General features: G+C 59.5%; 21 protein-coding genes. 18 read left to right on the forward strand and 3 right to left on the reverse strand.

Features of this window, described 5'->3' with window-relative positions:
• Positions 1 to 98: 98 nt before the first annotated feature.
• The 6 genes from ACYVIT_RS23945 (at position 99) to erpA (ending at position 5003) form a co-directional block, all read left to right on the forward strand.
• On the forward strand, positions 99 to 1196 hold the full coding sequence (locus ACYVIT_RS23945) for a TRAP transporter substrate-binding protein (protein ID WP_415807437.1): 1098 nt from the start codon (positions 99 to 101) through the stop codon (positions 1194 to 1196).
• A gap of 352 nt (positions 1197 to 1548) precedes the next feature.
• Positions 1549 to 1977: a 50S ribosomal protein L13 gene (gene rplM, locus ACYVIT_RS23950; RefSeq protein WP_094819785.1), complete on the forward strand. Its 429-nt coding sequence runs from the start codon at positions 1549 to 1551 to the stop codon at positions 1975 to 1977.
• Positions 1978 to 1986: 9 nt separating this feature from the next.
• Positions 1987 to 2379, forward strand: a complete 393-nt coding sequence (rpsI, locus tag ACYVIT_RS23955; RefSeq protein ID WP_415807436.1) for a 30S ribosomal protein S9 — start codon at positions 1987 to 1989, stop codon at positions 2377 to 2379.
• 249 nt (positions 2380 to 2628) lie between these two features.
• Positions 2629 to 3693 (forward strand): N-acetyl-gamma-glutamyl-phosphate reductase, encoded by a 1065-nt coding sequence (gene argC, locus ACYVIT_RS23960; RefSeq protein ID WP_415807435.1) that lies wholly within the window; start codon positions 2629 to 2631, stop codon positions 3691 to 3693.
• Positions 3694 to 3736: 43 nt separating this feature from the next.
• Complete coding sequence (locus tag ACYVIT_RS23965) at positions 3737 to 4537, forward strand: DUF6776 family protein (RefSeq protein WP_415807434.1); 801 nt, start codon at positions 3737 to 3739, stop codon at positions 4535 to 4537.
• A gap of 97 nt (positions 4538 to 4634) precedes the next feature.
• Positions 4635 to 5003, forward strand: coding sequence for an iron-sulfur cluster insertion protein ErpA (gene erpA, locus ACYVIT_RS23970; RefSeq protein ID WP_094819788.1), 369 nt, complete (start codon positions 4635 to 4637; stop codon positions 5001 to 5003).
• Between the two features lie 72 nt (positions 5004 to 5075).
• Here erpA and ACYVIT_RS23975 read toward each other — a convergent pair whose 3' ends face one another.
• Together ACYVIT_RS23975 and ACYVIT_RS23980 are read right to left on the reverse strand one after the other, a co-directional pair.
• A complete protein-coding gene (locus ACYVIT_RS23975; RefSeq protein WP_415807433.1) occupies positions 5076 to 6284 on the reverse strand; it encodes an anhydro-N-acetylmuramic acid kinase in 1209 nt (402 codons plus the stop codon).
• Between the two features lie 24 nt (positions 6285 to 6308).
• Entirely contained in the window at positions 6309 to 7715 is a 1407-nt protein-coding gene (locus tag ACYVIT_RS23980; protein ID WP_415807477.1) for a M23 family metallopeptidase, read from the reverse strand.
• Between the two features lie 309 nt (positions 7716 to 8024).
• Here ACYVIT_RS23980 and tyrS point away from each other — a divergent pair, with 309 nt between their 5' ends.
• From tyrS to ACYVIT_RS24040, 12 genes are all read left to right on the forward strand, one after another.
• Positions 8025 to 9254 (forward strand): tyrosine--tRNA ligase, encoded by a 1230-nt coding sequence (tyrS, locus tag ACYVIT_RS23985; RefSeq protein ID WP_415807432.1) that lies wholly within the window; start codon positions 8025 to 8027, stop codon positions 9252 to 9254.
• Positions 9255 to 9284: 30 nt separating this feature from the next.
• Positions 9285 to 9941 (forward strand): YbhB/YbcL family Raf kinase inhibitor-like protein, encoded by a 657-nt coding sequence (locus tag ACYVIT_RS23990; RefSeq protein ID WP_415807431.1) that lies wholly within the window; start codon positions 9285 to 9287, stop codon positions 9939 to 9941.
• Positions 9942 to 10294: 353 nt separating this feature from the next.
• Positions 10295 to 11542 (forward strand): serine hydroxymethyltransferase, encoded by a 1248-nt coding sequence (gene glyA, locus ACYVIT_RS23995; RefSeq protein WP_415807430.1) that lies wholly within the window; start codon positions 10295 to 10297, stop codon positions 11540 to 11542.
• Positions 11543 to 11738: 196 nt separating this feature from the next.
• The gene (nrdR, locus tag ACYVIT_RS24000) at positions 11739 to 12218 is read left to right on the forward strand and encodes a transcriptional regulator NrdR (protein WP_094819793.1); all 480 of its coding nucleotides are present in this window, start codon (positions 11739 to 11741) and stop codon (positions 12216 to 12218) included.
• Between the two features lie 196 nt (positions 12219 to 12414).
• Positions 12415 to 13587: a bifunctional diaminohydroxyphosphoribosylaminopyrimidine deaminase/5-amino-6-(5-phosphoribosylamino)uracil reductase RibD gene (gene ribD / locus ACYVIT_RS24005; protein ID WP_415807429.1), complete on the forward strand. Its 1173-nt coding sequence runs from the start codon at positions 12415 to 12417 to the stop codon at positions 13585 to 13587.
• A gap of 66 nt (positions 13588 to 13653) precedes the next feature.
• Complete coding sequence (locus ACYVIT_RS24010; RefSeq protein ID WP_415807428.1) at positions 13654 to 14274, forward strand: riboflavin synthase; 621 nt, start codon at positions 13654 to 13656, stop codon at positions 14272 to 14274.
• A 376-nt stretch (positions 14275 to 14650) separates the two neighbouring features.
• Positions 14651 to 16576, forward strand: coding sequence for a PrkA family serine protein kinase (locus ACYVIT_RS24015; protein ID WP_460478303.1), 1926 nt, complete (start codon positions 14651 to 14653; stop codon positions 16574 to 16576).
• 12 nt (positions 16577 to 16588) lie between these two features.
• Complete coding sequence (locus tag ACYVIT_RS24020; protein ID WP_415807427.1) at positions 16589 to 17854, forward strand: YeaH/YhbH family protein; 1266 nt, start codon at positions 16589 to 16591, stop codon at positions 17852 to 17854.
• Positions 17851 to 19416, forward strand: a complete 1566-nt coding sequence (locus tag ACYVIT_RS24025; RefSeq protein WP_415807425.1) for a SpoVR family protein — start codon at positions 17851 to 17853, stop codon at positions 19414 to 19416. Before ACYVIT_RS24020 ends, ACYVIT_RS24025 begins: the two co-directional genes overlap by 4 nt.
• Positions 19417 to 19668: 252 nt before the next feature.
• On the forward strand, positions 19669 to 20631 hold the full coding sequence (locus ACYVIT_RS24030) for an NUDIX hydrolase (protein ID WP_415807424.1): 963 nt from the start codon (positions 19669 to 19671) through the stop codon (positions 20629 to 20631).
• Between the two features lie 126 nt (positions 20632 to 20757).
• A complete protein-coding gene (gene nadC / locus ACYVIT_RS24035; RefSeq protein ID WP_415807423.1) occupies positions 20758 to 21621 on the forward strand; it encodes a carboxylating nicotinate-nucleotide diphosphorylase in 864 nt (287 codons plus the stop codon).
• 101 nt (positions 21622 to 21722) lie between these two features.
• On the forward strand, positions 21723 to 22667 hold the full coding sequence (locus tag ACYVIT_RS24040) for a tripartite tricarboxylate transporter substrate binding protein (RefSeq protein ID WP_415807475.1): 945 nt from the start codon (positions 21723 to 21725) through the stop codon (positions 22665 to 22667).
• 26 nt (positions 22668 to 22693) lie between these two features.
• Here the strand turns inward: ACYVIT_RS24040 and ACYVIT_RS24045 are convergent, their stop codons facing one another.
• Entirely contained in the window at positions 22694 to 23668 is a 975-nt protein-coding gene (locus tag ACYVIT_RS24045; RefSeq protein WP_415807422.1) for a Bug family tripartite tricarboxylate transporter substrate binding protein, read from the reverse strand.
• Between the last annotated feature and the right edge of the window lie 34 nt (positions 23669 to 23702).

Raw genomic sequence — 23702 nt, forward strand, 5'->3', positions numbered from 1 at the left:
GGTAACCCCTCTTACGGTATAGATATAACAACGTGTAATATCCGCCACATATCGCGTGCGATATCTCATACCAAATTGCTGTCGAGGAGCCAACCTTTATGCAACGTCGTTCGTTTTTGAAACAAGCCGGCCTGGGCGCTGTCGCTGGTAGCGCGGCAGTTGCCGCGCCGGTATTCGCGCAAGACGCACCCAGCCTGAACTGGCGCATGGCGTCCAGCTTCCCGCGCAGCCTGGACGCGCTGTTCGGTACTGGCGACATTTTCTGCAAGTTCGTCAACGAAGCCACCGGCGGCAAATTCAATATCCGTCACTTCCCGGGCGGTGAAATCGTTCCCGCTTTGCAGGTCATGGACGCGGTGTCCAACAACACGATTGAGTGTGGCCATACCGTGTCGTATTACTACTACGGCAAGGACCCGGCGTTCTGCTTTGACGCGGCCGTGCCTTTTGGCCTGAACGCACGTCAGATGAACGCGTGGATGTTCAACGGCGACGGCATGAAGCTGACTCGCGAGATGTTCAAGCCGCACAAAATCGTCAACTTCCCCATGGGCAACACCGGTGTGCAGATGGGGGGCTGGTACCGCAAGGAAATCAAGACCGTCGAAGACCTCAAGGGTCTGAAAATGCGTACCGCCGGGTTCGCGGGCGAAGTCCTCTCGCGTCTGGGCGTGGTGCCGCAGCAACTGGCAGGTGGCGACGTGTATCCGTCGCTCGAAAAAGGCACGCTGGACGCCGTCGAGTTCGTAGGTCCGTACGATGACGAAAAGCTGGGCTTCAACAAGGTCGCAAAGTATTACTACTATCCGGGCTGGTGGGAAGGCGGTCCTCAAGTGTCGCTGTACCTGAACGAAGGCGCCTGGAACAGCTTGCCCAAGAACTACCAAGCCATTGTCGAAGCGGCCAGCCGTGTGGCGCATGTGGCCATGACTTCGCGCTACGACGCCGAAAACCCGGGCGCGCTGCGCCGGCTCATCGCCGCGGGCGCCGAGCTGCGTCCGTTCCCGCGCGCCGTGATGGACGCGTCGTACCAGGCAGCCCAGACGGTGTACAAGGAGTTCAGCGACAAAGACCCGAAATTCAAGGCTTTGTACGACAACTACATGGGCTTCCGTGACAGCGTGGTGCCATGGTTCCGCCTGGCCGAAGGGTCGTACGACCAGTATCTGGGCGTAGCGATGTCGGCTCACAAATAAACAAGCGGTCGGCATGCAACAACGTGGGCGCCTTGTGCGCCCACGTTGCTTTTCGCGCGCTATCGCGCCGGCTCTCGCTGCGTACCAGGAGATGGTGGTGATACCGCAGAAGCCAGGCTTTTCGCCGACGATGGTCGCCGAGTTGCACAATATTTGAGCAATCGTGCTAGAATGATCAGCTTTCCCTTATTCCGGTTGGGTAGCACGGGCGGGTAATAACGCTTAGGCCAGCTGCGGATAGTATCGTCAGGCAGGGTTTTCCAGGCAGATGATGCACCTAGGCACGACGGAATAGGAAAAAAACTCTCATCAGGCTGTTCTGACGAGAAAAATTTACTTTTAGGAACCAATCATGAAGACCTTTGTGGCCAAGCCGCATGAAGTCCAACGTGACTGGTTTGTGATCGACGCCAAGGGCAAAGTCCTGGGTCGTGTGGCCAGCGAAGTCGCACGCCGCCTGCGTGGTAAGCACAAACCTGAATTCACGCCGCACGTTGATACGGGCGATTACATCGTCATCATCAACGCTGCCGACATCGTTGTTACGGGCACCAAGACGCAAGACAAAAAGTACTTCCGTCACACCGGCTATCCCGGTGGTATCCGTGAAACGAACTTCGAGAAACTGCAGCAGCGGTTTCCCGGCCGTGCCATCCAGAAGGCCGTCAAGGGCATGTTGCCCAAGGGTCCGCTGGGCTACGCCATGATCAAGAAACTCAAGGTGTATGCTGGTGCCGAGCACCCGCACACCGCTCAGCAGCCCAAGCCGCTGGATATCTAAGGAAACGCCATGATCGGTAACTGGAACTACGGAACCGGCCGTCGCAAAACCTCGGTGGCTCGTGTTTTCATCAAGAAAGGCTCGGGCAAAATCGTTGTTAACGGCAAGCCCGTCGACGAATTCTTCGCTCGCGAAACTGGCCGCATGATCGTGCGTCAGCCGCTCGAACTCACTAGCCACCTGGAATCGTTCGACATCAAAGTCAACGTGCACGGCGGCGGCGAAACCGGCCAAGCCGGTGCGATTCGTCACGGCATCACCCGCGCTTTGATCGACTACGATGCGGCCCTCAAGCCCGCGCTGTCGCAAGCCGGCTTCGTGACCCGCGATGCCCGTGAAGTCGAACGTAAGAAAGTCGGCTTCCGCAAGGCTCGTCGGCGCAAGCAGTTCAGCAAGCGCTAATCGTCTTGCTTGCCCCGGGTCGCGAAAGCGGCTCTGGTGGCAAAACAAAACGCCCCTGTTTTTACAGGGGCGTTTTGTTTTTTGCGATGCGCGAGCGATTGGGGCGGGGCGCGTCATCGTGTCCCGTGCCTGACCTGTCTTTCACGCTTGCATTCGGCAAGCCGCGTGACGATGAGATGTCGGTATTAAAAATATCGGTATTAAGTTAGCGATACAATTATTTTTCGTCTTACGGAATACCCCCCCACCATGGCCCAAGCATCGAACTCCCGTATCAAGGTTGGCATTGTCGGCGGCACCGGTTATACCGGCGTCGAGTTGCTGCGTCTGTTGTCGCAACATCCTCATGTAGAACTGACCGCCATCACCTCACGCAAAGAAGACGGGCTGCCGGTGGCCGACATGTATCCCAATTTGCGCGGCCGCGTGAATCTGGCGTTTTCCACGTCTGAAAAGGCCAATCTGGCAGATTGCGATGTTGTCTTCTTTGCCACACCGCACGGTGTGGCCATGGCGCAGGCCAAAGAGCTCCTGGCTGCCGGTACTCGTATCATCGATCTGGCTGCAGACTTCCGCCTGCAGGACACCGCCACGTTCGAGCGTTGGTACAAGATGCCGCATGCTTGCCCCGACATCCTGGCTGAGTCCACCTACGGTCTGGTCGAACTCAATCGCACTGCCGTGTCCAAGGCGCGCGTCATCGGTAATCCCGGCTGTTATCCGACGACGGTTTTGCTGGGCTTGGCCCCCTTGATCGAGAACGGCGCCCAACTGGTCGATACCCAAACCCTGATCGCTGATTGCAAATCGGGTGTCTCAGGCGCCGGTCGCAAGGCTGAGGTCGGCTCCTTGTTCTCCGAAGCCAGCGACAATTTCAAAGCCTACGGTGTGGCAGGGCATCGCCATCATCCCGAAATTACCGAGCAACTCGAAAAACTGGCGGGCGGCAAAGTCGGCCTGACGTTCGTGCCGCATCTCGTGCCGATGATCCGCGGCATGTTTTCGACCTTGTATGCGCGTATCCGCCCTGAAGCGCTGGATACGGATTTCCAGGCGCTGTACGAAAAGCGTTACGCCAACGAGGCGTTTATCGATGTGATGCCGGCCGGCAGTTTGCCCGAAACTCGTTCGGTGCGTGCGTCGAACAATCTGCGCATTTCGGTGCAGCGTCCCAATAACGGAGATCTGTTGATTGTGCTGGTGATCCAGGACAATTTGGTCAAGGGCGCATCGGGTCAGGCCGTGCAAAACATGAACCTGATGTTTGGCCTGCCCGAATCCGCCGGCCTCGATCAAGTGGCTATTCTGCCGTAGGGGATTTCTGGCCGGCCCCGACGGGCTGGCCGGATCGGCTTAGATGCAATCGGTTCCTGAATCCACGGCCGGGTCACGTCCCGGCTCTCTCTCGCGATGGCTGTTCGTGCTGAGTGCGCTGGTCGTCGGCTTGGCCATGGGGGCGCTGGCTGGCTATCAGTACGCGCAAAAATCGGTGATGGCGGTTCCCAGTGTCGTCATTACTGCTGAACAAGTCGCAGCACAAGATGCTGCGGTACGGCAAAGCCAGGCAGAGAGCCGTTTCCTGCGGGCCCAGCTCGATACGGCCGATGGCGAAATCGCGGTCGAGCGTGCCGCTCGCCAAGAACTCGAGGCACAGTTGCGCGCCGGGCAGGACGAGCTGGGCCGCGTGCGTGATCGCCTGGCTTTTTTCGAGCAATTATTGCCGCCCGGACCCGAAGGCGCTGTCGATATCCGTGGCGCAGAGGTCCAGCGTGACGGGCAAGGGCTGAGGTATCGTGTGTTGCTCATGCGCAGTGGCCGCAGCGACGCGCCATTCGTGGGCACTTTACGTTTCCAGGCTTCGGGTGTGCTCAAAGGGGACGTCGTTTCTGTCGACTTGGCCCCCATGCAAGTAAAGACCGATACCCCGGAGGGCGACGGCAACGGTGATAATGCCAAGGCCTCGCCTGGCAGCGAACCCAAGCCCTCAGCCGGCGCAGTGGCTGCCACGGGTGGCCTTTTGTCGCTGCAATTCGATCAATATCAGCGCATCGAAGGCGTGCTCGAGCTGCCAGAGGGATTCGTCCCCGAAACCGTAATCATCAGCGTACTCGAGGGATCCACCGTGCGGGCGTCCCGCACTATCAAACTGGCATTTTGAACCCCGGGCATCTCTGCGCTACTATGAGAGTATTGAGGCGGTTCGCCCGTCAACTTTATACGTGATATTGGCCGATTTTTCGGCCAGGAGCTCCACCATGAATGCAGTCACCGAAACCGTCGATCTCCAGGCGCCGCCGACGCCGCTGATTTTCACCGATTCCGCCGCGGCCAAAGTCAAAGACCTGCTGGCCGAAGAAGGCAACCCCGAATTGAAACTGCGCGTTTTTGTGCAGGGCGGCGGCTGTTCCGGTTTCCAGTATGGTTTTACCTTTGACGAGGCCGTCAGCGATGACGATACCGTGCTGGACAAGGATGGCGTGCAATTGCTGGTCGATCCCATGAGCTTCCAGTATCTGGTCGGTGCCGAAATCGACTACAAAGAAGACCTCGAAGGCGCGCAATTCGTCATTCGCAACCCGAACGCCACGACCACCTGCGGCTGCGGTTCGTCGTTCTCGGTATAACACCTGCAAGGCTGGGCGTCGCCCAGCCTGCCTGCTAGTCCGTAGCAGAATTACCCGTAAACTGCCCGCCGCTCAGGCCGGGTACAGCGCGCCCAGCACACGCGGCCCGCGTGCGCCTGTGACCTCAGGCACGCCAGCCGGAATCCGATCTAAAAAGGCTTGTGCCAGCCAGGCAAACGCCATGGCTTCGACCCATTGGGTCGGCACGCCTGCGTTGTCGGTGGGATTGACAGGGCGCTGCAGGCAGATCGCCAATTCGCGCATCAATCCTGCGTTGCGTGCCCCGCCGCCGCATACCAGTACATCGTGGGTAGCGGGGGCTGTCGCCTCTAGCGCATCCGCTACAGTACGAGCCGTAAATCGTTGCAATGTCGCTTGAACGTCCTGCGGGGCGAGTTTTGTTGCGCCCTCGTAATTTTGCAGACGTTCGTCCAGCCACGCTGCGTTGAACAAGTCGCGTCCCGTCGATTTTGGGGGCGGCAGCGCGAGCCAGGGTTCTTCGGCCAATAGGTGTTCGAGCAGGGCTGGCTGCACCTGGCCGCCAGCCGCCCATTGCCCGTCTTTGTCGTACGGCCGGCCGGTATGCCGCTGGCACCAAAGATCCAGCAAAACATTGGCGGGGCCTGTATCAAAGCCGCGTGGCGGCTCGCCAGGCGTCAATAGGGTGAGATTGGCAATGCCGCCCAGATTCAATACGGCCCGCGGGGCGGGCGAGGCAAACACGGCTGCGTGAAAGGGCGGCACCAAGGGGGCACCTTGGCCTCCTGCCGCCACATCCCGGCTGCGGAAATCAGCCACCACGTCGATGCCTGTCAACTCAGCGAGCAAGGCGGGGGCATTGAGTTGCAGCGTAAAGCCCAATTCCGGACGGTGGCGCACGGTTTGCCCGTGCGCACCAATGGCAGCGATGGCGGTAGCGGGTTGATGCGCCTGGTCCAGCAAGGTCTGGACAGTCTCGGCGTATAAGCGCACCAATCCTTGGCTGGCCAGCGCTGCGCGATGCAGCTCGTCGGCGCCGCTCTGGTTCAGCGCCAGCAACTCGCGCCGCAGTTCGGTCGGCATGGGCAATGCCGTGGTTGCCAGGACTTCCACGGCAGGCGCTTGCTCGACGTCTTCGGTGGCGTACGCGGCCGTTGGAGCGTTGCCGGATGCCGATGGAAACGCGCCGGGCGTATGTAAACGCACCAGCACGCCATCGGCGCCATCCAGGCTCGTGCCAGACATCAGGCCAATGAAGAGGCGGCCAGTCGTCAAAGCAGGTTGGCCGCGAAATCGAGACATGGCGTCAGCGAGGCAAGCGCCGGGTCAGCGGCTGGCGACATTCGTGCTGGACTCAGGCAGCGTTTGCTGCAGATGAGTCAACAACGCGAGCTGCTGCTTGTAGGGCTCCGTTGCCGCCTGGAATTTGCGAGCCTCGTCCGGATCGAGCGGGCGAGAAATCGGCAGGTCCGCGGCTAGAGGATCCACAGGCCGGTCGTTAATACGGAACTCGTAATGCAGATGCGGTCCGGTCGCCCAGCCCGTCGAGCCCACGTAGCCGATCAACTGGCCTTGCGACACCTTGGTGCCGACTTTGATGTCAGGGGCGATACGGCTCTGGTGCGCGTACAGGGTCGAATACTCGCCGTAGTGTTTCACGACGACTACGTTACCGTACCCGTTTTGCCATCCGGCAAACTCCACGGTGCCATCGGCCGTGGTATGGATCGGCGTGCCCGAGGGGGCTGCGTAATCCACGCCTTTGTGCCCCGTCCATGTTTTGTGGATGGGATGCATGCGCATGCCAAAGGTCGAACTGATGCGGGAAAATTTCAAAGCGGTGCGTAAAAACGCCCCACGCAGGCTCACGCCATCAAAGCCGTAGTAATTGCCCGATTTTCCATCCGGGCTGAACCACACCGCGTTGTAGGCCTTGCCGTTGTTGATGAACTCTACGGCCAGCAAGCGTCCGGCACCGGCATAGCGGCCCTGATGCGAACGGACCTCATAGACGACACGGAATTGGTCGCCGGGGCGGATATCGCGCAGAAAATCGATTTTGGACCCAAGCACGTCAGCCATCTGCTGCGTGATCGAATCCGGAATGCCAGCCGTATCGGTCGCACCGAACAGAGAATTACGAATCGTGCCGACAGCCACGCGCGTCTGCAAGTCCGTACGATCGGTGATCTCGCGGGCGGTATAGGAGTCTGCGGACGGCGTCACCAGCAGCATTTTGGTGGTGACCTGGCCGTCGTCTGCTTCGCCGGGGGTGTGGATGTACCGCAACCACACCAGATTGCCCTCATTGTCCGTCGCAGCCTGCACCGAGCGTCCGGGGTACAGTTTGTAAATGCTGCGGGCACTGGGCGCCTGCGTCAGAAAACGTTGCAAGCCCGGTGCGTCAATCTCGAGACGCTGCAGGACCGACGCCAGCGTATCGCCGGCACGGATACGCGTTTCGCTGACAAACGGTGCATTGCTGTCATCGCTGCTGACGCTGAGTTGATTCGCGGTCAGGGGCAAAACGCTTTGAATCTGACGCGACAGGGGTAATTGAGTGCGGTCGGGTTGTTGGACCATGCCCAACGCGGCGGCGCCAGCAAATAAACCTATAGTGCTGACCAGTAACGTGCGGCGTAGCCAGCCAGCACGACGGGGCGACTCGGGGCGAGACAGGGCGGCCGTGCTGCCAACGGAGCGATCAGCCGGGCTGTGAGGGCCACGATCTATCAAAGTAAAGCCTTTCTTTCAGGGGGGTGTAAGTCCCCAGGATGCCGGTACGCCAGCACAGCATCACCCAGCGCATCTGCGATACGCAACGGGAGCCGCCTCTGGCAGGCATCTTGTGAACAACAGGGATTAGCCGGGTCGCAACGGCAATGACGCCATAATGGCTGCAGTTGCGTATGATTAGCGTCGTATCCTAGCTGATTCGGCTAGAATTTTCGACTGATTTCCCAATCACGTTGACAGTTTTTACACGTTTTTTGCAATTTTCGGCTCTTTCTTAGCCTTTTATCGCCGCATCCGGCCCCAGATATGTCTCAACCCGAAGCCCCCATTACCCCTGAAGTCGAAGCCGACCTGCGCGTCGCCAAGCGCGGTTGCGACGAGTTGCTCGTCGAATCGGAGTTCGCCCGCAAGCTGGCCAAGAGCCGCGCGACCGGCGTACCGCTGCGTATCAAATTGGGGTTGGATCCCACCGCGCCCGACATCCATCTCGGTCACACCGTGGTGCTGAACAAGATGCGGCAATTGCAGGACCTGGGGCACAACGTCATTTTTCTCATCGGTGATTTCACGTCCACCATTGGTGATCCCAGCGGCCGCAACTCCACACGCCCACCGTTGACGCGCGAGCAGATCGAAACCAACGCCCAGACCTACTATGCGCAGGCCAGCATGGTGCTGGACCCCACGCGTACTGAAATCCGCTACAACTCCGAGTGGAGCGATCCATTGGGCGCGCGCGGCCTGATCCAATTGGCGTCCCGCTACACGGTCGCACGCATGATGGAGCGCGAAGACTTCACCAAGCGTTTCAAAGGCGGCATTCCCATTGCCGTGCACGAGTTCTTGTACCCCTTGATGCAAGGCTACGACTCCGTCGCGCTGAAGTCCGACCTCGAGCTGGGCGGCACTGACCAGAAATTCAACTTGCTGGTCGGCCGCGAGTTGCAGAAAGAGTACGGGCAGGCGCCTCAGTGCGTGCTGACCATGCCGCTGCTCGAAGGCACCGACGGTGTCGAAAAAATGTCAAAATCCAAGGGTAATTACATCGGCATTTCCGAAACCCCGGATTCCATGTTCGGCAAGCTGATGTCGATCTCCGACACGCTGATGTGGCGTTACTTCGAGTTGCTGTCGTTCCGCTCGCTGGACGATATTGCCGCGCTCAAGGCCGCTACCGACGCTGGCGCCAACCCGCGCGATGCCAAAGTCGCCCTTGCGCAAGAGATCATTACCCGTTTTCATTCGGCCCAAGCCGCCGAAGACGCCTTGGCAAATTTCCAGGCCCGTTTCCGCGACGGCGCGGTGCCCGACGAGATGCCCGAGGTCAATGTGGCTGGCGCTCCGCTGGGGATTCTCAAAGTCTTACGCGAAGCTGGCCTGGTTGCCTCGGGCGCCGAAGCCCAGCGCAATGTCGAGCAAGGCGGTGTCCGTGTCAACGGCGACCGCGTCGAAGACAAATCGTTGCAATTACAGGCCGGGTCTTACGTCATCCAAGTAGGCAAGCGCAAGTTCGCTCGTGTTAATTTGGCTGGGTAGGAAGCGCCTACTGCCTCGCAGGAGTACGACATGAAACTTTCGAGTCTATCTTTTTCCGATAACGAATCGATGCCCGACCGCTACGCTTTCGGCAAGATCGACACCCAGTCGCACGTCATCCTCGCGGACAACTTCAATCCCCAGTTTTCCTGGGGTGAAGTCCCCGACGGCACTCGTTCGTTTGCCCTGATCTGTCACGATCCGGATGTCCCCTCAAAGCCCGACGACGTCAACCAGGAAGGGCGTACCGTGCCGGCGAGCCTGCCCCGCGTGGATTTCTTTCACTGGGTCTTGATCGATCTGGATCCCGAGCTGCGTGAAATCGAAGAAGGCTCCTTTTCCAACGGCATCACCCCGCGTGGCAAGGGAGGCCCCCTGGCTCCTAACGAGGCTCGCCAAGGGATCAACGATTACACGTCATGGTTCGCTGCTGATCGCGATATGAGTGGGGATTACTTCGGCTACGACGGTCCATGCCCGCCGTGGAACGACGAGCTTTTGCATCGCTATGTCTTTACGCTGTACGCCTTGGACGTTCCTAAACTGGACGTGCATGGGAACTTCAACGGCAATGATGTGCTGAAGGCGATGCAAGGTCATATTCTGGCCCAGGATAGCCTGACTGGCGTCTATTCTCTGAACCCGGATCTGGCGCCTAAGCAAATCGGTAGCACTGCTGCGACCTGATGCTGTTTGGGATGTCGGCAGATTCGCCCCTCATCGTTTGTCGCTGAGGGGCGAATTTTTGTCAGTGAGACAGGGATGCGGGGGCCGTGTCTCAAGTTCCTCACGGCGCTGGGAATGGGGCTCGTGCTCGGGCCTTATGGCGCTGACGAGCAGGCGTACCAAACTAAATGAAATCGCCTCATGCTCAACTTGAGGCGATCTGCATGTTGTCCGCGCGTTCCTTGCTTTTGACTGCCTTCTCAGCGAAATTTCCGCAATTTCAAGGTCCTAGCCCCAAACGCCGCGGACCCATCGCGGTAAACTAACGGTCATCCATTACCTCCGTTCCCCTATTTACGCCTCAGGAACCCCCAATGTTCGACCGCAAACTCACCTTGTCCCAGGTAGATCCCGACGTCTGGGCCGCCATCCAGAAAGAAGACGTCCGCCAGGAACAGCACATCGAGCTGATCGCCTCGGAAAACTATGCCAGCCCCGCCGTCATGGAGGCCCAAGGCACTCAGTTGACCAATAAGTACGCGGAAGGCTATCCGGGCAAGCGCTACTACGGTGGTTGCGAATACGTCGACATCGTCGAACAACTGGCCATTGACCGCTTGAAGCAGATCTTCGGCGCCGAGGCGGCTAACGTGCAGCCCAACTCGGGTTCCCAGGCCAATCAGGGCGTCTACATGGCCGTGCTCAAGCCGGGCGACACCGTGCTGGGTATGAGTCTGGCCGAAGGCGGTCACCTGACGCACGGTGCCTCTGTCAACGCCTCTGGCAAGCTGTATAACTTCATTTCGTATGGCCTGGATGCCAACGAAGTGCTGGACTACGAACAAGTCGAAAAGCTCGCCAAAGAACACAAGCCCAAGTTGATCGTCGCTGGTGCGTCGGCCTATGCTTTGCGCATCGATTTCGAACGTATGGCACGCATCGCGCACGAGAACGGCGCGCTCCTGATGGTCGACATCGCCCACTATGCTGGCCTGGTCGCTGGTGGCGTATACCCGAATCCGTTCCCGCATGCTGATTTCGTGACTTCCACCACGCACAAATCCCTGCGTGGCCCGCGTGGCGGCGTCATCATGATGAAGGCCGAGTACGAAAAGATCATCAACTCGGCGATTTTCCCCGGCATTCAAGGCGGCCCGCTGATGCACGTCATCGCTGCCAAGGCCGTGGCTTTCAAAGAAGCTCTCTCGCCTGAGTTCAAACAGTACGCCGAGCAAGTCGCCAAGAACGCCAAAGTGCTGGCTGAGACCCTTGTCAAGCGTGGGTTGCGCATCGTGTCCGGCCGCACCGAAAGCCACGTCATGCTGGTCGACCTGCGTCCCAAGGGCATTACCGGCAAAGAAGCCGAGGCCGTGTTGGGCCAGGCCCACATCACCGTCAACAAAAACGCCATCCCCAACGATCCGGAAAAACCTTTCGTGACCAGCGGTATCCGTCTGGGCACCCCGGCCATGACCACGCGTGGTTTTACCGAAGCCGACGCCGAACTCACGGCCAACCTGATCGCTGACGTGCTGGATAACCCGCGCGACGAGGCCAACATCGCTGCCGTGCGCGCTCGTGTGAACGAGTTGACGGCTCGCCTGCCGGTCTACGGTCGTTAAGCCTTCGATGCAGGCGCCTGCTCAGGCGCCTGCGCATGATGGCCTGATCGGACCTGTCTACTCGCCAGTCCGCCCAGGCGGACGGCGGTAAATTCCCCCGGCTCAAGCCCTCGTCTGCCGTATATTTGCCACGCTGGCGCGTCATGCGCCCGCAACATTTACAATACGGCGACTGAAATGGACTGGGGGGCGCATCATGAAATGCCCGTTTTGCGGCAATGTCGATACCCAGGTAGTGGATAGCCGGGTATCCGAAGAAGGCGATACGATTCGCCGCCGTCGCCGCTGCCTGTCCTGTGACAAGCGTTTCACCACCTACGAGCGCATTGAGTTGGCCATGCCGTCCGTGGTCAAGCGCAATGGCAGCCGCAGCGAATACGATCCCGCCAAGCTGCGCGGCAGCCTGTCCCTGTCCCTGCGCAAGCGTCCCGTCAGCACGGACGAGGTGGACAGCGTTGTCGCTCGCATCGAAGAAACTCTCCTGGCCAGCGGACAACGCGAGGTGTCGACTGAGCGCATTGGCGAACTGGTCATGGTCGAGCTCAAAAAGCTCGATAAAGTCGCCTACGTCCGTTTCGCCTCGGTGTACAAGAACTTTGAGGACATCGGCGAGTTTGTCGAGGCGATTCGCGAGATGCAGGGCCCCATGCTGCCGGGCAAACTGCGCCGGAAATAGCGCTCGTTCGCGCTGCGTGACCGCGTCAAGGCGGATTTCCAGGCTCGACCCCGCTCGATGCCGTTCGAATTGCGGTCGTGTCGGGGGGACGGGAGTCTGAATGACGGCAGGGGGAAGGGCTGTCGATCTGTTCGCGCACATGACATCGTCGTGGGCTTTCGTGTGAATCGCAAACACGGCGCATACAATCGCACACGTGACTGATACGATCCCTTCCGACGATATCACCTGGATGCGCCAGGCCTTGGCGTTGGCGCGCAGCGTGATGACTTCCACCACTCCCAACCCCAGGGTGGGGTGCGTCATCGTGCGAGATGGCCGCATCGTGGGCCAAGGCGCGACGCAGCCGCCTGGCGGCCCTCATGCCGAGATCTGCGCGTTGCGCGACGCCGCCGCTCGCGGCGAATCGGTGCAAGGTGCCACGATGTACGTGACGCTCGAGCCTTGCAGCCATTTCGGGCGTACACCGCCGTGCGCCGACGCCGTTGCGGCCGCACAGCCCGCCCGTGTCGTGATCGCCATGGGAGACCCCAATCCTCAAGTCAATGGCCGAGGCCTTGCGCGGTTGCGGGCTGCGGGGATTGCTGTGACGACCGGGATCTGTGCCGACGAGGCGCTGGAAATCAACGCCGGATTCGTCGCCCGCATGAGTCGGGGCACGCCGTGGGCCTGGGTGAAAATGGCGGCGTCGCTCGATGGCCGCAGCGCGCTGCATAACGGCGCGTCGCAATGGATCACCGGCGAAGCCGCGCGTGCTGATGGCCACGCCTGGCGTGCGCGCAGTTGCGTGGTGCTGACCGGTATGGGCACCGTACTCAAAGATAATCCGCGTCTGAATGTACGCGCGGTGCCGACGACGCGAGCGCCGCGCCGGGCGGTCGTGGACGGGCGTTTTGAGGTCCCTGAGGACGCTCTGCTGTTCGACAGCGCAAGCGCCGATGGCGTAGAAACCCTGATTTTTACGGCAGATCCGCGGGCAGCGAATTCCGACAAAGCAGCCCGTCTGGCTGACCGGAATGTCCGTGTCATTGCCTTGCCCGAGGGCGATACCCATCGCGTCGATCTGCCCGCGATGATGCGCTGGCTGGGCAGCCACGATATCAACGAGGTCCATGTCGAAGCCGGCGCGGGCTTGGGGGGCGCGTTATTGTCGGCCGGTTGCGTGGACGAGTTGCTGGTGTATTTAGCGCCCGTCTTGCTCGGAGACGCTGCCGCCATGCTGCGTTTGCCGTTGATCGAGCACCTGGAACATGCCCGCCGGTTCGAGTTCACGGATACGCTTCGTCTCGGCGCAGATCTGCGGCTGCGTGCGCGAGATACTGCCCGCTGGCAGGCTCTACATCATGCGATCATGTGCCGTCAGGATTAGGGCGCTCGCGTGGCAAAGATAAAAAGGGCAATGCCCCACACACTTAACGGCTAAAGGAAATCCATTATGTTTACCGGTCTGGTCGCGGCAGTTGGCCGTATCACGCATCTGGAGCCACTGGCAGAGACTCAGCAGGGCGGCGTACGCCTGACGATAGACGCGGGCGAGCTCGATTTGAACGACGTGCGCCTTGGCGATTCCATCGCGGTGCAGGGCGCCTGCATGACGGTGATCGCACTGCAGGCGAATGGATTTCAGGTCGATGTGTCGCGCGAAAGCTTGAATCTGACGACGGGGCTGGATCGCGTGGGCGAGGTCAACCTCGAAAAATCACTGCGAGTCGGCGATCAGATTGGCGGGCATCTGGTGTCTGGCCATGTCGACGGCATGGGCGAGGTCCTGCGTTTCGAGGCCGTAGGGGAATCCCGCGAACTCGTGATTCGCGTGCCGGAACATCTGGCGCGGTTTCTGGCGTACAAAGGCTCCATCACCGTCAATGGCATCAGCCTGACGGTAAACCGTGTCACGGATGTTGTAGGCGGATGTGACATCAGCATCAACATCATTCCACACACCCAATCCGTCACTACCTTGCGCAACGTTGCCGCCGGTGATCGTGTCAATCTCGAAGTCGATACGATTGCGCGCTACGTCGAGCGCATGCTCAGTGTCAGTCCTTCGGTCTGATTTTCGTGAGAGCAGATCAGCACGGGGCGTGCCTGGGCACGCCCTTTTTGCGTTCTGGTGCGCACCATTCGTGCGCGTGATGCGCGCTGCTTGTGCAGTCGCGGCCTGAATTTGCGCCTCTGATATGCACTGAAACGTGCATTACCAGCTTTCACACGATTTTGATGATTCTTTGCTTGATTCGCGGAACTTGTTCCTGGATGCTATAGCCTAACGTAACACAGGCTCGTTAACCCAATCTATGGTGTGTGCCGAAAGCAACATATCAAGATGATGTGCATAATCCCATTACGAGAAAGTCTAGCGACATTCGAAAATGAGGAACACAATGGGACGACGGACTCGTTAACCGACCATGAGCTGTAGGAGGTTCTCCGTGCAAAACATCGTCGAAGGCTTCAAGTCGCTGTATGCGCAAGACCAAGAAACCGAGCTTTCCCTAGAGGAATATCTCGATCTGGTCAGAAGTGATCCCATGGCATATGCCAGTCCCGCAGAACGCATGTTGGCGGCGATAGGGGAGCCGGAACTCATCGATACGCGCAATGACCCGCGCTTGTCCCGGTTGTTTTCCAACCGAGTGGTGCGGCGCTATCCTGCCTTTAAAGAGTTTTTCGGGCTGGAAGACGTCATCGATCAAATCGTGGCTTTCTTCAAGCACGCGGCTCAAGGGCTCGAGGAACGCAAGCAGATCCTGTACTTGCTAGGGCCAGTCGGCGGCGGTAAATCCTCTATTGCAGAACGCTTGAAAGTGCTGATGGAGGCTTATCCCATCTATGCGCTGAAAGGCTCGCCCATCAACGAGTCGCCATTGGGCCTGTTTCATCCCGATCGATTCGGCGATACGCTTGAAAAGGAATACGGCATTCCCCGCCGCTATCTCAGCGGCATCATGTCGCCCTGGGCCGTCAAGCGATTGAAAGAATTCGACGGCGATATCTCGCAGTTTCGCGTGGTGCGCCTGAACCCGTCAGTATTGCGCCAAGTGGCGATTGCCAAGACCGAGCCCGGCGACGAAAACAACCAGGATATTTCCTCGCTGGTCGGCAAGGTCGATATCCGGAAGCTCGATCGCCACTCTCAGGACGATCCCGACGCCTACAGCTACTCGGGCGGGCTGTGCCTGGCCAACCAGGGGCTGCTGGAATTCGTCGAGATGTTCAAAGCGCCCATCAAGATGCTGCATCCCTTGCTGACGGCGACGCAAGAAGGCAATTTCAAGGGCACCGAAGGGTTCTCCGCGATTCCGTTCAATGGCCTGATCCTGGCGCACTCGAACGAGTCCGAATGGCAGACCTTCCGCAACAACAAGCACAACGAGGCCTTCCTTGACCGTATCTATATCGTCAAGGTGCCGTACTGCTTGCAAGTCACCGAAGAAATTGAGATCTACAACAAGCTCTTGCGCAATAGTTCGCTGTCCAAGGCGCCGTGCGCGCCGGGCACGCTGGACATGATGGCGCAGTTCTCGGTGTTGACGCGTCTGAAAGAACCGGAAAATTCCAGCATCTATTCCAAGCTGCGGGTCTACGACGGCGAGTCGCTGAAAGACGTCGATCCCAAAGCCAAGGCGTTGCAGGAATACAAAGAGTACGCCGGTACCGACGAAGGCATGACCGGGGTATCGACCCGTTTTGCCTACAAAATACTGTCCAGCGTCTTCAACCACGATCAGACCGAGGTCGCCGCGAACCCTGTGCACCTGATGTACGTGCTGGAGCAGCGCATCGGCCGCGAGGACTATCCCGAGGAGATCCGTCGCCGTTATCTGGATTTCATCAAAGGCTACCTCGCCCCGCGCTACGCGGAATTCATCGGCAAGGAAATCCAGACCGCTTATCTGGAGTCCTATTCCGAGTACGGGCAAAACATTTTCGACCGCTATGTGACTTTTGCTGATTGCTGGATCCAGGACGAGGAATTCCGCGACCCCGAGACGGGCGAGAGCTTTGACCGCAGTGCTTTGAACGACGAGCTGGAGAAAATCGAAAAGCCCGCGGGTATTGCCAACCCCAAGGACTTCCGCAACGAAATCGTGAACTTTGTATTGCGCGCCCGTGCCAATAACGCTGGCCGCAATCCGACCTGGACCAGCTACGAAAAATTGCGTGAAGTGATCGAGAAGAAGATGTTCTCGAATACCGAGGACCTGTTGCCGGTGATCTCTTTCAATGCGAAGGCTTCCGCGGAAGACAAATCCAAGCATCAGAGCTTTGTCGATCGTATGGTGGACAAGGGTTATACCGAGAAGCAGGTCCGCTTGCTGTGCGAGTGGTATTTGAGAGTGAGGAAGTCATCCTGAGCGAGGTGAATCATGAATTCACTGATCGACCGGCGTCTGAATGGCCGCAATAAAAGCGCGGTCAATCGGGAACGCTTTCTCAGGCGATACAAAGACCAGATCCGCAAGGCCGTGCAGGATATGGTGCGCGAGCGGTCCATCGAAGACATGGACCAGGGCGGGGAAATCAACCTGCCCGCTCGCGATATCTCCGAGCCGCATTTCAGGCACGGCCAAGGCGGCGACCGCGAGCTGGTGCATCCCGGCAACCGCGAGTTCGTCAAAGGCGACACGTTCCAGCGTCCTCAAGGGGGGCAGGGGCAGGGCGGGTCCGAGCCTGGTGAAGGCGAATCCGTAGACCAATTCACCTTCAGCCTGTCTCGCGCCGAATTCCTGAACCTGTTCTTCGAAGACCTGGAGCTGCCACATCTGATACGTACCCAACTGGGTGACGTAGAACAAAAGAAATGGCAGCGCGCGGGGTATACGACAACCGGTTCTCCGAGCCTCTTGAGCGTCAGCCGCACGCTCAAGGCCTCGTTATCGCGCCGCGTCGCGTTGACGGTCGCTGCGCGTGCCGCGCTGGAGGCGGCTCAGGCCAAACTGGACGCTGCAATTGCGAGAGGGGCTCCGCAAGCCGAAATAGACGTCTTGCGCCAAGAGGTCGAAGACTGCCAGCAACGCCTGGACAATGTCCCTTTTCTCGACGATCTGGACCTGCGCTACCGCAACCGTATTTCGGTCTCCATGCCGATGGCGCGCGCGGTGATGTTCTGCCTGATGGACGTCTCCGGCTCGATGGACGAAGGCAAGAAAGATCTCGCCAAACGCTTCTTTACGCTGTTGTACTTGTTTCTGTCGCGTAAATACGAACATGTGGATGTGGTGTTCATCCGTCACACCGACAATGCCGAGGAGGTCGACGAGCAGACCTTTTTCTACGATCCCAAGAGCGGCGGCACCATCGTTTTGTCGGCCTTGGAGTTGATGAACGAGATCGTGCAGAAACGCTACCCGCCCAGCGCCTGGAACGTCTATGCGGCGCAGGCCAGCGATGGCGATTCATTCGGCGCCGACGCCGGTAAAAGCGCGCGCTATTTGGCCGAAAATCTGTTGCCCGCCACGCGTTATTTCGCGTACATCGAGGTCCCGGATTCACCAGAGGCCCGCAAAAGCAGCCTGTGGGCCGAATACGAACAAAAAACGGCGCCGCATTTTGTGATGCGCCGGATCTGCGAACGCGGAGAGATTTATCCCGTGTTCCACGATCTGTTCAAGAAGGAGCCCGTATCATCATGAACGCACTGACTGGCTCTCGTGCCGAGCTGGAGGCCCTGCAAGGGGCTCGGCCCATCTCCGAAGACTCCGAGTGGACCTTCGAACTCATCCAGCGTTATGACCAAGCCATCGCGGAGGTAGCTCAGGAATTCGGCTTGGACACCTATCCGAACCAGATCGAGGTGATTACTTCCGAGCAGATGCTGGACGCCTATGCGTCAGCGGGCCTGCCTATCGGCTATCCGCACTGGTCCTATGGCAAGGAATTCATCCGCAACGAGCAGTTCTACCGGCGCGGGATGCAAGGGCTGGCGTACGAGATCGTCATTAACTCCAATCCCTGCATTGCCTACCTGATGGAAGAAAACACCATGGCCATGCAGGCTCTGGTGATCGCTCATGCCTGCTACGGCCACAACTCGTTTTTCAAGGGCAACTATCTGTTCCGTCAGTGGACGGACGCCGACAGCATTCTGGATTACCTGGTCTTTGCGCGTAAATACGTCATGGACTGCGAAAGCCGCTACGGGATCGATGCCGTGGAGTCCTTGCTGGACTCTTGCCATGCCCTGACGCCTCATGGTGTAGACCGCTACAAGCGTCCCACCCCTGTATCGTACAAAGAAGAAGCCCAACGCCAGGCCGAGCGTGCGGAACACGCCCGGCTGCAGTACAACGATCTGTGGCGCACCTTGCCGCGTGTCGAAGCCGACGCGGCTGCAGAAAAGCAGCGCGTCGTCTTTCCTCCGGAGCCCGAGGAAAACCTGCTGTATTTCATCGAAAAGCACTCGCCGAAACTGGAGCCTTGGCAGAAAGAGCTGGTGCGCATCGTGCGCAAGATCGCGCAGTATTTCTATCCGCAAGGGCAGACCAAAGTCATGAACGAGGGCTGGGCCACGTTCTGGCATTACACCATCCTGAACCGCCTGCACGAAAAAGGCTTGGTGACTGATGGCTTCATGATGGAGTTCCTGCAGAGCCATACCAACGTCGTCAGCCAACGCGGTTTCGACGAGCGCGGCTACGGCGGGATCAATCCCTATGCGCTGGGTTTTGCCATGATGCAGGACATCCGCCGCATTTGCGAATCGCCTACGGAAGAAGACCGTAAATGGTTCCCTGATATCGCAGGCAGCGATTGGATCAAGACGCTGGATTTTGCGATGCGCAACTTCAAGGACGAGTCGTTCATCTCGCAATATCTGTCGCCGCGTCTGATACGCGAGTTTCGCTTTTTCGCGATCGCCGACCACGAGGCCAAGCCGGTGCTCGAGGTCGCCGCGATTCACGACGACGAGGGCTATCGCCACATTCGTAAACTGCTGGCCGAGCAGCACAACCGGGACAATCAAGTGCCGGATATCCAGATCGTGCGCTATCGCCGCGAATCGGATCGGTCACTGGTGCTGCGGCACTTGCGTACGCGCGGCAGGCCGTTGGCGGCGGAAGACGCCGATCAGGTCATGAAACACCTGGGGCGCTTATGGGGCTTCAAAGTCCGGCTGGAAGAAACCGAGGCCGACGGGACGGTGAGCTCATACCGCGAGGTCAACCCGACCGCACCGTATCGCGAAGGCATCTAGCTGAGCGCGCCCTGCGTCGCTGTTTCTCGCACTACGGCGAGTTTGCGGTGGTAGCGGCGGCGCATTTCATACACGCTACTCCCATAGGCAAATGGCGGTTTGCTGGCGTCTGAGGCGCCATGGTCTCAATCGTCATCTGCCGCACATAGTGACCCCCTATAATTCACAGCAACCTGCAGGCTGAAGCGTAAGCCAGGCTGCAGGATTACTTTTTTTGCCCGTCATGGTTTGCTTTGCATTCTGGAGCCGCTATTGCCCGATTCCGCCGAAAATTTCGTGTCTGCCGAACTGGTCGCCGTCCTGGTGGCAGTGACCAAGGGAGAACCGCGTGTGCTGGTTCGCACCCAGGACGCTGCCAACGGGGCACGCACGAAATACGACGGCTTGCCTTCGGGGGCGTTTCAGCCCGGGCATCGATCCTTGCAGGCAGGGATGCGGGCGTGGGTAGAAACCCAAACCCATCATCCGCTAGGCTATGTCGAGCAGTTGTACACCTTTGCCGATCACGATCGGTTTGACGAATCGGGCCCTCGCGCGATTTCGATCAGCTATCTCTGTCTGACCCGGGAAAGCGATGCAACCGGCGGCACAGAGGCGGTGTGGCAGGATTGGTACCGCTATTTCCCTTGGGAAGACCGCCGCGGTGCTGAGCCCGCCGTGTTGACCGAGTCGATCGTGCCGCGACTACGTCAGTGGGTCGCCGATACGCGCGATGCCGGCTTGCGGGCTTTGCGTGCGCAACGCTTAGCCGTGGTTTTTGGTCTGGACGATGCGCCGTGGAACGAAGACATGGTGCTGCAGCGTTACGAGCTCATGTACGAAGCTGGCCTCGTCCCTGAAGCGACGCGGCATAACCCCTCGGCCGAGCGGGATGCTGTACCGGGAGACCCGATGCGCACCGATCATCGCCGCATTCTGGCCACGGGGATCGCGCGCTTGCGTGCCAAGATCAAATATCGACCGGTGGTTTTCGAACTGCTGCCAACTGAGTTCACCCTGCTGCAATTGCAGCAGACCGTCGAGGCCCTGGCCGGACGCGATTTGCACAAACAGAATTTCCGCCGCCTGATCGAGCAGCAGAATCTGGTCGAGGAAACCGGCGGCATGTCGGTCGCAGGTGCGGGCCGGCCGGCCAAGCTGTTCCGATTCCGCCGCGATTTATTGGCCGAACGCGCCATCGCGGGTAGTAAATTGCCGTTATCCCGCCAAGCCTGATCGCGTCATCTGCGCCACGCTTTCCCGCGCTGCACAACAAAAAGTGCTTGACAGTCATTTATGCTCAAAACTAGCATAAATGCGTGATGCCCATAGGGCGCTTTTTTTGCTTCTTAAATACTCAAAATGAGCATATCCAATACTCTTGCTGTCCCGCCGTTGCCAGCCGTATTGCTGGAGCCTTTGGTGCGTAACGCGCTCGTCGAAGATCTCGGGCGTGCCGGCGACATTACTACCGATGCGATCGTGCCCGCGGATGCTGTCGCCGAAACCCGTCTGGTCGCTCGGCAAGACGGCGTGCTCGCTGGACTGGATTTGGCGCGCATCGCGTTTGGGCTGGTCGATCCTCGTATTGAATTTCAGCCTCGCCTGGCCGATGGTGCGACGCTGACGCCCGGAGCAGAAATCGCGCTCATCCGCGGACCGGCGCGCGGCATGCTGACTGGTGAACGGGTGGCGTTGAATTTCCTGTGCCATCTGAGCGGCGTGGCATCGGCCACTGCGTCGATCGTGCATTCCATCCGCGAATATCGCGCGCGCGTGACGTGCACGCGCAAGACCATGCCGGGGCTGCGCGCCGTACAGAAATACGCTGTCCGTGTCGGCGGCGGCAGCAATCACCGGTTCGGTCTGGACGATGCCGTATTGATCAAGGACAACCACATCGCCATTGCCGGTGGCGTACGCCAGGCCGTCGAGCGCGCGCGTGCGGCGATCGGGCATCTGGTCAAGATCGAATTGGAGGTCGATACGCTGGAGCAACTGCGCACTGCGCTCGATCTGGGCGTGGAAGTCGTGTTGCTCGACAACATGGGGCCGGACATGTTGCGCGAAGCCGTGCGTATGGTGGATGGCCGTGCGATCACCGAGGCCTCCGGGCGCATTACGCCCGAGACGGCTCCTGCACTGGCTGCGACGGGTGTGGATCTGATGGCCATCGGTTGGTTGACCCACAGCGCGCGGGTATTGGATATCGGACTGGATAGCTAGAGGCACCGGAGCATTCGATGAAAACGCGTTTCAACCTTTCCCGGCGCGCCGCGATGTTGATGATGTCGGCGCTGGTTGGATTGGGGGCGGCGTTGGGGGGAATGGGCCTGTTGTCCGCAGCAGGATCCGAGACTCGCACCGCTGCACAGAGTTTTCCCAATCGGCCCATCACGATCATTGTGACGTTTCCTCCTGGAGGGGGAACCGACTTGTTGGCCCGTAAGCTCGGCGCCTTGATGCAGCAACGCCTGGGACAGGCCGTGGTGGTCGAGAACCGGCCGGGGGCGAGCGGCAATATCGGCGCGCGCGCCGTGGCTGAGGCTGCGCCAGATGGCTACACCCTGTTGATGGTCAATAGTTCGTTTGCCATCAACCCAGGTGTATACGGGAATCTGGGCTTTGATCCCAAACGCGATTTCCAGGCCGTGATCAATGTGGCGTTTGTGCCCTCGGTATTGATCGTGCCGCAGGATTCCCCCTATCGCACGCTCACCGATTGGATGGATGCCGGCCGCAAGCCCGGTGCGATACTGCCATTTGCCTCCTGCGGCAATGGCACCCCACAACATCTCGCCGGAGAAATGTTGACGGCCAGCGCGCATTTGCCCGTGCAGCATGTGCCGTATCGTGGCTGCGGTCCTGCACTGACGGACGTGTTGACAGGCCAGGTCCCCATGGGCATCGTGACAGCGTCCAGCGCATCGCCATTTCTGCATGCCGGCAAATTACGGGCGCTGGCAGTGACCTCGCCGCAGCGCTCGACGCTGATGGCGGACGTGCCAACAGTGGCAGAGCAGGGCATGCCCGGTTACGAGTTGGATCAATGGCATGGGCTGTTGGCCCCGGCGCAAACGCCTAAAGACATTCTCGCGAAATTGAATCGCACCGTCGCGCAGATCATGAAGCAGCCTGACGTCCGGCGCGATTTGCTGCAGTTGGGATTCAACCCGACGACCAGCACCTCGGTCGAGTTTCAGTCGCTGATTGGCCAGGATATTGACCGGTTTGCGTCGCTGACGCAGCGCATTGGCCTGCGGGCGGATTAACTGCTGATCCGCCCGCTATGCGGGTGTTACTCCAGCACGACTTTGGCGTCAGTGGCGATCTTGCCGAATTTGACGGTCTCGTCAGCGATGTAGGCTTTAAAGGCCGCAGCGTCTTTGTACGACACGGTGATGCCGGCAGCCTCCAGCTTGTCAGAGACTTCAGGCGTGCTTAGCGCCTTGTTGAGCGCGTTGCTCAATGTGGCGACGACGGCAGGATCAGTTTTGGCAGGTGCCCACAGGCCAAACCACAAGACGACATCCACGCCTGCCAGTTCGGGCGTTTCGGCCAGAGCGGGTACGTCCGGGGCGGCTTTCGTGCGGGTGGCCGAAGTCACTCCGATGCCTTTCAGTGCGCCTGAGCGGATATGGGGCAGGGCGGTCGAAAACACGAGCACGCCGCCTTCGATCTGGCCACCTACGATGTCCGCCAGGGCCGGGGCGCCGCCCTTGTAGGGCACGTGGAGCATATTGCCCCCGCTTTCTTTGGCGATCAGTTCGCCTGCCAGGTGCAAAGGGGTGCCGATGCCGGAGGTGCCGTAACGGAATTCTTCGGTTTTGGTGCGCGCGAGAAATTCTGCCACCGTCTTGACGTCGAGGTTGGGGGCAGCGACCAAGGCCAGGGGCTGCGCGCCGATCTGTCCGATAGGCGCCAAGTCGCGCTGGCCATCGTATTTCACATGCGGATTGATCTGGCTGGCAATCGAGATCTCGCTCGGCGAGCCGAGCAGAATCGTGTAGCCGTCAGGCTCGGCGTTGACCACGCGGTTTGCACCGATGACGCCGCTGGCGCCCGGCGCATTCACGATGACGACGCTTTGGCCCAACTGATCGCCCATGCCGGCGCCGACGACGCGGGCGATCAGATCATTGCTGCCGCCAGAGGCATATGGCACCACAATGGTCACAGGTTTATCTGGAAATGTGCTGGCTAGCGATGGCGCCGACAGCACGGCAGTGCAGGCCGCAAAAACCCCGGCCAGACATTTTTTTAGTGTTGACATGATATTTCCCCGGTTGATATGGGCCGATAGGTTG

Source organism: Bordetella muralis, assembly GCF_054781015.1.

Excerpts from the sequence above, each read along its gene's own strand:
- erpA (WP_094819788.1), top strand. The coding sequence starts at position 4,635 with ATGAATGCAGTCACCGAAACCGTCGATCTCCAGGCGCCGCCGACGCCG.
- nrdR (WP_094819793.1), top strand. The coding sequence starts at position 11,739 with ATGAAATGCCCGTTTTGCGGCAATGTCGATACCCAGGTAGTGGATAGC.
- ACYVIT_RS24010 (WP_415807428.1), top strand. The coding sequence starts at position 13,654 with ATGTTTACCGGTCTGGTCGCGGCAGTTGGCCGTATCACGCATCTGGAG.
- rpsI (WP_415807436.1), top strand. The coding sequence starts at position 1,987 with ATGATCGGTAACTGGAACTACGGAACCGGCCGTCGCAAAACCTCGGTG.
- nadC (WP_415807423.1), top strand. The coding sequence starts at position 20,758 with ATGAGCATATCCAATACTCTTGCTGTCCCGCCGTTGCCAGCCGTATTG.
- ACYVIT_RS24020 (WP_415807427.1), top strand. The coding sequence starts at position 16,589 with ATGAATTCACTGATCGACCGGCGTCTGAATGGCCGCAATAAAAGCGCG.
- ACYVIT_RS23975 (WP_415807433.1), bottom strand. The coding sequence starts at position 6,284 with ATGTCTCGATTTCGCGGCCAACCTGCTTTGACGACTGGCCGCCTCTTC.
- ACYVIT_RS24045 (WP_415807422.1), bottom strand. The coding sequence starts at position 23,668 with ATGTCAACACTAAAAAAATGTCTGGCCGGGGTTTTTGCGGCCTGCACT.
- argC (WP_415807435.1), top strand. The coding sequence starts at position 2,629 with ATGGCCCAAGCATCGAACTCCCGTATCAAGGTTGGCATTGTCGGCGGC.
- rplM (WP_094819785.1), top strand. The coding sequence starts at position 1,549 with ATGAAGACCTTTGTGGCCAAGCCGCATGAAGTCCAACGTGACTGGTTT.
- ACYVIT_RS24025 (WP_415807425.1), top strand. The coding sequence starts at position 17,851 with ATGAACGCACTGACTGGCTCTCGTGCCGAGCTGGAGGCCCTGCAAGGG.
- ACYVIT_RS23965 (WP_415807434.1), top strand. The coding sequence starts at position 3,737 with ATGCAATCGGTTCCTGAATCCACGGCCGGGTCACGTCCCGGCTCTCTC.
- ACYVIT_RS24040 (WP_415807475.1), top strand. The coding sequence starts at position 21,723 with ATGGGCCTGTTGTCCGCAGCAGGATCCGAGACTCGCACCGCTGCACAG.
- ACYVIT_RS23945 (WP_415807437.1), top strand. The coding sequence starts at position 99 with ATGCAACGTCGTTCGTTTTTGAAACAAGCCGGCCTGGGCGCTGTCGCT.
- tyrS (WP_415807432.1), top strand. The coding sequence starts at position 8,025 with ATGTCTCAACCCGAAGCCCCCATTACCCCTGAAGTCGAAGCCGACCTG.
- glyA (WP_415807430.1), top strand. The coding sequence starts at position 10,295 with ATGTTCGACCGCAAACTCACCTTGTCCCAGGTAGATCCCGACGTCTGG.
- ACYVIT_RS23990 (WP_415807431.1), top strand. The coding sequence starts at position 9,285 with ATGAAACTTTCGAGTCTATCTTTTTCCGATAACGAATCGATGCCCGAC.